At 67.9% G+C, this 7041-nt stretch carries 7 protein-coding genes; 5 read left to right on the forward strand and 2 right to left on the reverse strand.

Annotated elements, in window-relative coordinates:
* Positions 1-13: 13 nt before the first annotated feature.
* A complete protein-coding gene (locus ACFWQG_RS09515; protein ID WP_378507361.1) occupies positions 14-937 on the reverse strand; it encodes a hypothetical protein in 924 nt (307 codons plus the stop codon).
* A gap of 206 nt (positions 938-1143) precedes the next feature.
* The gene (locus tag ACFWQG_RS09520; protein ID WP_378507362.1) at positions 1144-2184 is read right to left on the reverse strand and encodes an LLM class F420-dependent oxidoreductase; all 1041 of its coding nucleotides are present in this window, start codon (positions 2182-2184) and stop codon (positions 1144-1146) included.
* A 106-nt stretch (positions 2185-2290) separates the two neighbouring features.
* On the opposite strand from ACFWQG_RS09520, the gene ACFWQG_RS09525 reads away from it, so the two are divergent.
* From ACFWQG_RS09525 to ACFWQG_RS09545, 5 genes are read left to right on the forward strand one after another with little or no spacing between them, the layout of a single operon-like run.
* Positions 2291-3241 (forward strand): Zn-ribbon domain-containing OB-fold protein, encoded by a 951-nt coding sequence (locus tag ACFWQG_RS09525; RefSeq protein ID WP_378507363.1) that lies wholly within the window; start codon positions 2291-2293, stop codon positions 3239-3241.
* A 14-nt stretch (positions 3242-3255) separates the two neighbouring features.
* Positions 3256-4323, forward strand: coding sequence for a thiolase domain-containing protein (locus tag ACFWQG_RS09530; protein WP_378507364.1), 1068 nt, complete (start codon positions 3256-3258; stop codon positions 4321-4323).
* Positions 4323-5528: a thiolase domain-containing protein gene (locus ACFWQG_RS09535; RefSeq protein WP_378507365.1), complete on the forward strand. Its 1206-nt coding sequence runs from the start codon at positions 4323-4325 to the stop codon at positions 5526-5528. Before ACFWQG_RS09530 ends, ACFWQG_RS09535 begins: the two co-directional genes overlap by 1 nt.
* 13 nt (positions 5529-5541) lie before the next feature.
* Positions 5542-6405, forward strand: coding sequence for a TIGR03619 family F420-dependent LLM class oxidoreductase (locus tag ACFWQG_RS09540; protein WP_378507366.1), 864 nt, complete (start codon positions 5542-5544; stop codon positions 6403-6405).
* Positions 6406-6414: 9 nt separating this feature from the next.
* On the forward strand, positions 6415-6837 hold the full coding sequence (locus ACFWQG_RS09545) for a nuclear transport factor 2 family protein (protein WP_378507367.1): 423 nt from the start codon (positions 6415-6417) through the stop codon (positions 6835-6837).
* Positions 6838-7041: the final 204 nt, after the last annotated feature.

The following is a 7041-nucleotide window of genomic DNA, read 5'->3' on the forward strand; positions in this document are numbered from 1 at the left end:
GGACCGACTGCCATCACCCCGTCGCGCGACGCTCCGGGTCCATGATCACGGGCGGCCGGGGGCGCTGAGCCGCCAGCGCGAAGTGGGCACGAAGCGACGCGGATACCGCGCTCGGATCTGAGTACACCATCCGGGGAATGGTCACCAGGACGACGATCAACTGGTCCTGCATCCTGGTCCGCCGTTCGACCGTGGCCGCATACAGCTCCGGCGTGGCATGCCAATCGACCGAGTCGATCTCCCACGCCAATCCGACGCTGTCGATCCAGCCGTCGGGCTGCGCCAGAAACACACCGTTTGAGGTGCGAATCGGGCGGTTGAATACCATCTCGGGGAGGCCGGTCGACTGCCAGATCTTCCGGGCGACGGCCTCCGGAACCGAGTGCACATTCGCGTCCATCTCCTCGACCACGATGCGTGGCAGAGCCGAGCCGCGGACGCTCCCCTCCTCAAGCTCGACCGCCAACTCGGCAGCGGTGACGGCCCTGCGTTGAACAACGGATGCGATCAACGCGCGTGCCGAGTCGAGCGTCACGCACAGCCGGGCAGCGTCCAGCACCGCCCGCGGGATCGGCGCACACGGCAAACCGCTCCTGTTGACGGGTACTGGCAACCGAGTGGTCCGCTCGACCCGAACAAACGACGTCGACTGCTTCCGTCGACGATCCGGAAGCAGCACGTGAACCTCGCCAGCCTCCTCACCGAAGCCATACTCGCGCAACGCAGCTCGGCCGGTGAGCAAGGCGTCGTCCCCGCAGTACGTCAGGGCCGCGACCACGCGCTGCCGCGGCGTCGGGTAGCCGTTGGTCAACTGGACAACACCGGGAAGGAGCCGCCGCCACGGCCCACCCGGCTTGCATCTCGCAACGATCGTCGACGACGACACCCCGAACGACCCCAGCGTGGCCACGCTGATCACCCCACTGACCGCGGCCATCTCAAGCACTCGACCCTCGCCGCCCCATCCCCCGTGCCTCATGACCTCGATCATGGACGCATCCGGAGACCCGGGCCGTCCCTGGAGTGGGTGTCTGTGTACAAATTCCCGGCCTGTGGACAACCGAGACTCCCGAGTGAACGGCACATTCATTCGATCAGATCGACTGAACGCTTCCGTTCACTCGGGGAGGCGGGCAGTGGGTACTAGGCCGGGTGGACGGCGGCGGCGAGTTCGCGCACGTGTTCGACGTCGCGACAGGTCACCAGCAGCATCGTGACGCCGGCGTCCTCCCACACCTTCACCTGCCTGCGGACCTCGTCGAGGTCGCCGACGATCATCGTGTCGGTGACCATCTCGTCCGGCACGGTCGCGATGGCCTCCTCCTTCTTGCCTGCCAGGAAGAGCCGCTGGATCTCCTTGACCTCGGCCCCGTAGCCCATCCGGGTGTACACCTGGGCGTGGAAATTCAGCTCGGCGGCCCCCATTCCGCCGACATACAGCGCGGTATAGGGCTTGGCGGCGGCGATCGCCGCGGCGCGGTCATCGGTGACGACGACCTGGCAGGTCGCGGCGATCTCGAAGTCCGCCCGGCTGCGTCGGGCGCCGGGGCGGGCAAATCCCTCGTCGAGCCACGCGTTGTACATGTGTGCGAGCCGCGGCGTGTAGTAGATCGCGAGCCAGCCGTCGGCGATCTCCGCGGTCAGCGCGACGTTCTTCGGCCCCTCGGCGCCGAGCCAGATCGGCAGGTCCGCGCGGAGCGGGTGGGTGATCGGCTTGAGCGGCTTGCCCAGTCCCATCCCGTCCTCGCCGCGGTACGGCAGCGGATAGTGCGGGCCATCGTTGGTGACGGCTGCTTCCCTGGCCAGGACCTGCCGGATGATCGAGACGTATTCCCGGGTCCGGGCAAGGGGTTTCGGGAACGGCCTGCCGTACCACCCCTCCACGACCTGCGGCCCCGAGACGCCGAGGCCCAGAATCGCCCGCCCGCCGGATAGGTGGTCAAGGGTCAACGCGTGCATCGCGGCGTTGGTCGGGGTCCGGCCGGACAGCTGCGCCACCGAGGTGCCGAGGCGGACCCGCTCGGTGCTCGACCCCCACCAGGCGAGCGGGGTGAACGCGTCGTTGCCCCAGGATTCTGCGGAGAACACCGCTTCGAAGCCGCAGCGCTCGGCTTCTGTAACGAGTTCGGCGGCGTTCGTCGGCGGCTGCGCGCCCCAGTATCCGAGTTGCAACCCCAGCTTCATTTGCGCGCCTCCGTGTTTTCCCATTTCCGCCGCACCGCGACAGTGACTCTTGCCACAGTAATGAGAACCTGTTCTACTCGATTCCGTGACCCTTGAAAAGACCCAAGTGGCCGAGCAGCCCCTGCGGGCACCACTTAATCTCAAATTCGACTACACGCGGTCCGTTGGACCGACCATCGGCGCGTTCGTCACCGGGCTGCGCGACCGAAAGGTGGTGGGCGCCCGGGCCTCCGACGGCCGGGTGCACGTGCCGCCGCCCGAGTTCGACCCCGTCACCCACGAACCGACGACCGACTTCGTCGACGTCGCGGACACCGGGACGGTCGCCAGCTGGACGTGGATGCCCGACCCCATCGAGGGCCAGCCGCTGAGCCACCCGTTCGCGTGGGCCCTGATCCGGCTGGACGGCGCGGACACCTCGATCCTGCACGCCGTCGATGCCGGATCGGCGGACGCGATGAGCACCGGGATGCGGGTACGGGTCCGCTGGGCCGACGAGCGCACCGGACACATCCGCGACATCGCCTGCTTCGAGCCGGGTGAGAGCGAGTCCACCCCCTCCGCATCCGGCGGCGAGCCGGTCACCGACATCGTCACCCCGATCGACCTGCACTACACGCACACCGCGTCGTTCGAGGAGAGCTACTACCTTCGCGGCCTGATGGAGGGCAAGGTCATCGGCGGCCGCACCGACGCGAACGGCAAGGTGTATGTGCCCCCGCGCGGTGCGAACCCCACCGACGGCGTCCCCACCAAGGAGCAGGTCGAGGTCTCCGACAAGGGCACCGTCACCACGTTCTGCATCGTCAACGTCCCGTTCCTCGGTCAGCAGATCAAGCCGCCCTACGTGGCCGCGTACATCGTCCTGGACGGCGCGGACATCCCGTTCCTGCACCTGCTCCTCGAGGTCGATCCCACCGAGGTCCGGATGGGCATGCGGGTCGAGGCCGCGTGGCGCCCGAAGGACGAGTGGGAGTACTCGCTGCGCAACATCTCCCATTTCCGCCCCAGCGGTGAGCCGGACGCGGACTACGACACCTACAAGCATCACCTCTAGGAGCCGGTAAGACCATGACAGACATTGCAGTCGTCGGCTTCGCGCAGGCCCCCCATGTGCGCGAGACCACCGGCACCACCAACGGTGTCGAGATGCTCGTCCCCTGTTTCCAGCAGCTCTACGCGGAGCTCGGAATCACCAAGTCCGACATCGGGTTCTGGTGCTCCGGATCGTCCGACTACCTGGCCGGGCGCTCGTTCTCGTTCATTTCCGCGATCGACTCGATCGGTGCCGTTCCGCCGATCAACGAGTCGCACGTGGAGATGGACGCCGCCTGGGCGCTGTACGAGGCCTGGGTCAAGATCATGACCGGTGAGGTCGACACCGCCCTCGTCTACGGCTTCGGTAAGTCGTCCGCGGGCAATCTCCGCCAGATCCTCGCGATGCAGATGGATCCGTACGTCGTGGCGCCGCTGTGGCCGGACTCGGTGTCGGTCGCGGGCCTGCAGGCCCGGCTCGGGCTCGACGCGGGCAAGTGGACCGCCGAGGACATGGCCGAGATCGCCCGCCGCAGCCGGGCCGCCGCGAAGAGCAACCCCAACGCCCAGATCTCCGGTGACGTCGACGTCGAGACGCTGCTGGCAGGCGAGTACGTCGCCGACCCGCTGCGCGCGCACGACTGCGCCCCGATCACCGACGGCGCCGCCGCGATCATCCTCGCCCGTGGCGACCGCGCCCGCGACCTGTGCGAACGCCCCGCGTGGATCACCGGAATCGACCATCGCATCGACTCGCCGAACATCGGCTCGCGGGATCTGACGGTCTCCCCGTCCACCGCGGCCGCGGCCCGCGCCGCGACCGGCGGTGACGTCTCAAACATCGACGTCGCCGAACTGCACGCCCCGTTCACGCACCAGGAGATCATCCTGCGGGAGGCGATCGGCCTGACCGACGCCACCAGGATCAACCCGTCCGGCGGCCCGCTGACCGGCAACCCGCTGTTCTCCGGCGGCCTCGAACGCATCGGCTACGCCGCACAGCAGATCATGAGCGGTGACGCCCAGCGCACCCTCGCCCACGCCACCAGTGGCCCCGTGCTGCAGCAGAACCTGGTCGCAGTCATGGAAGGACGCAACAACTGATGGCGAGCAACAATTCCCGAGGCTCCGCCCGAGGTAAGCAACTCGCAGCCGTCCTCGGCACCGGCCAGACCTACTACGTCGCCAAGCGGCACGACGTCACGATGGCGGGCATGATCCGCGAGGCGATCGACCGCGCGATGGCCGACGCCCACGTCGGCTGGGACGACATCGACGCGATCGTCATCGGCAAGGCGCCCGACCTGTTCGAGGGGTCGATGATGCCGGAGCTGGCGATGTCGGATGCACTGGGTGCCAACGGGAAGCCGCTGCTGCGCGTGCACACCGCCGGATCGGTGGGTGCCTCGACGGGCAACGTCGCGACCAGCCTCGTGCAGTCCGGCGTCCACAAGCGGGTGCTCGCGGTCTCGTGGGAGAAGCAGTCGGAATCGAACGCGATGTGGGCGCTGTCCACGCCGGTGCCGTTCACGATGCCGGTCGGTGCGGGTGCTGGCGGCTTCTTCGCCCCGCACGTCCGCTCGTACATCCGCCGCTCGGGCGCTCCCGACCACATCGGCGCGCTGGTTGCCGTCAAGGACCGGCGCAACGGCGGGATGAACCCGTACGCACACCTCAAGCAGGCCGACATCACCGTCGAGTCGGTGATGGAGTCCCAGATGCTGTGGGACCCTATCCGTTTCGACGAGACGTGCCCGTCCTCGGATGGTGCCTGCGCGATCGTCATCGGCAACGAGGACGCCGCAAAGGAGGTGCTGTCGGAGGGACGCAAGGTCGCCTGGATCCACGCGACCGCGATGCGCACCGAACCGCTGTCGTACGCGGGCCGCAATGTCGCGAACCCGCAGGCCGGTCGGGACGCCTCGGCCGCGCTGTGGAAGGCGGCGGGGATCACCGACCCGCTCACCGAGATCGACGAGGCGGAGATCTACGTCCCGTTCTCGTGGTTCGAGCCGATGTGGCTCGAGAACCTTGGGTTCGTCGCCGAGGGCGAGGGCTGGAAGTTCACCGAGGCGGGCGAGACCGCGCTCGGCGGACGGATGCCGGTCAACGCCTCCGGCGGCGTGCTCTCCTCGAACCCGATCGGCGCGTCCGGCATGATCCGGTACGCCGAGTCGGCGATGCAGGTGATGGAGCGGGCCGGCGACCACCAGGTGGACGGCGCGCGGAAGGCCTTCGGGCACGCGTACGGCGGCGGCTCGCAGTACTTCGCGATGTGGGTGGTCGGCTCCGATCGCCCCACCAATTAGGAAGGGGCACACCGTGAAGTACACCGTCGGAATCGCGATGAGTCCGCTCGAGCAGTTGGTCCCGCTCGCGCAGACCGCCGAGGAGTGCGGGTTCGCCAACATCGGCCTCCCGGACTCGTTGTTCTACATGGAGACCGCGGCCGCCGACTACCCGTACACCCCGGACGGGTCGCGGATGTGGAACGCCGACACCCCGTGGGTGGATCCGTTGATCGCCGCCGCGGCGATGGGTGCGGCGACCTCGACGATCGGGTTTTACACCAACGTCCTCAAGCTCGGTTCCCGCAATCCCCTGCTGCTGGCCCGTCAGGTCGGGTCGGTGGCGAACCTGACCGGCAACCGGTTCGGGTTCGGTGTCGGGATCGGCTGGGCGCCGGAGGAATTCGAATGGTGCGGGGTGCCGTACAAGAGGCGTGGCGCCCGGGTCGACGAGATGATCGAGGTCATCAAGCTGGTGCTCGCCGGCGGCATGGTCGAGTTCCACGGCGAGTTCTTCGACTTCGACCGGCTGCAGATGAGCCCGGCCCCGTCGGTGCCGGTGCCGTTCTATGTCGGCGGGCACACCGAGGTCGCGCTCAAGCGCGCTGCGCGCATCGGTGACGGCTGGACGTCGGCGATGATGAAGTTCAGGGATCTCGTAGCCACCAAGGCCCGGCTGGACGAACTCCGAGCCGAATATGGCAGGGAGAACGAGCCGTTCGAGATTCAGGCGGTGTGCATCGACCGGTTCGGCAGGGACGGCTATGCCGAGATGGCCGAGGCGGGCATCACCGACTGCATCGTGGTGCCCTGGCTCTTCGACGGCGTCGCCTTCGACGGACCGCTCGAGGCGAAGCAGGCCTCGCTGCGCAAGTTTGCCGATCAGTACATCAAGTAGGGAGATGCCATGACGGCTGAGACGACCACCGACCACCCTGCCCTGATCGCCTCGCGCGCGTCGCAGGCCGCGGCCAGCGGCAAGCGCAAGGAGGAGTGGCTGAACCTGTTCGCCGAGGACGGCTGGGTCGAGGACCCGGTCGGCCCGTCGGGCTTCGACCCCGAGGGCACGGGGCACCACGGGCGGGAAGCGATCTCGAAGTTCTACGACATGACGATCGCGAACACCGACTCGATCGAGTTCATCATCGACGACCAGTTGGTGTGCGGCAGTGAGGTCGTCAACATCGGGCGGATCCGCACGGTGCTGGCCGGTGCGCAGGTCGATGCCGAGGGCGTGTTCATCTACCGCGTCACCGACGAGGGCAAGCTGCAGTCGCTGCGGGCCTTCTGGGAGGTCGACCGGGCAATGAAGACCATGACGAAGCTATAGCCCTCCCCGGAACAGGCGAAGGGCCGCATCCCGATCGGGATGCGGCCCTTCGTCGTTCACGACCTGCCGGGTGCTCGGCGAGAACCGGGCGCCCCGTCCGGAAGCCAACAGCGGCGGGGGGGGAAGGGGGGGTAGCCAGCGATGTTTTCCGCTTGCTTCTCCTCTTCCCCCCCCCACCCGCTCTTGGCGACGGGGGAAAAACCC

Source organism: Rhodococcus sp. NPDC058532, assembly GCF_042719255.1.
Taxonomy (GTDB): Bacteria; Actinomycetota; Actinomycetes; order Mycobacteriales; family Mycobacteriaceae; genus Rhodococcus_G.

Bases quoted from the DNA above. Each gene is read 5' to 3' on its own strand.
- ACFWQG_RS09515 (WP_378507361.1), bottom strand. From the start codon at position 937: ATGGCCGCGGTCAGTGGGGTGATCAGCGTGGCCACGCTGGGGTCGTTC.
- ACFWQG_RS09520 (WP_378507362.1), bottom strand. From the start codon at position 2,184: ATGAAGCTGGGGTTGCAACTCGGATACTGGGGCGCGCAGCCGCCGACG.
- ACFWQG_RS09530 (WP_378507364.1), top strand. From the start codon at position 3,256: ATGACAGACATTGCAGTCGTCGGCTTCGCGCAGGCCCCCCATGTGCGC.
- ACFWQG_RS09535 (WP_378507365.1), top strand. From the start codon at position 4,323: ATGGCGAGCAACAATTCCCGAGGCTCCGCCCGAGGTAAGCAACTCGCA.
- ACFWQG_RS09545 (WP_378507367.1), top strand. From the start codon at position 6,415: ATGACGGCTGAGACGACCACCGACCACCCTGCCCTGATCGCCTCGCGC.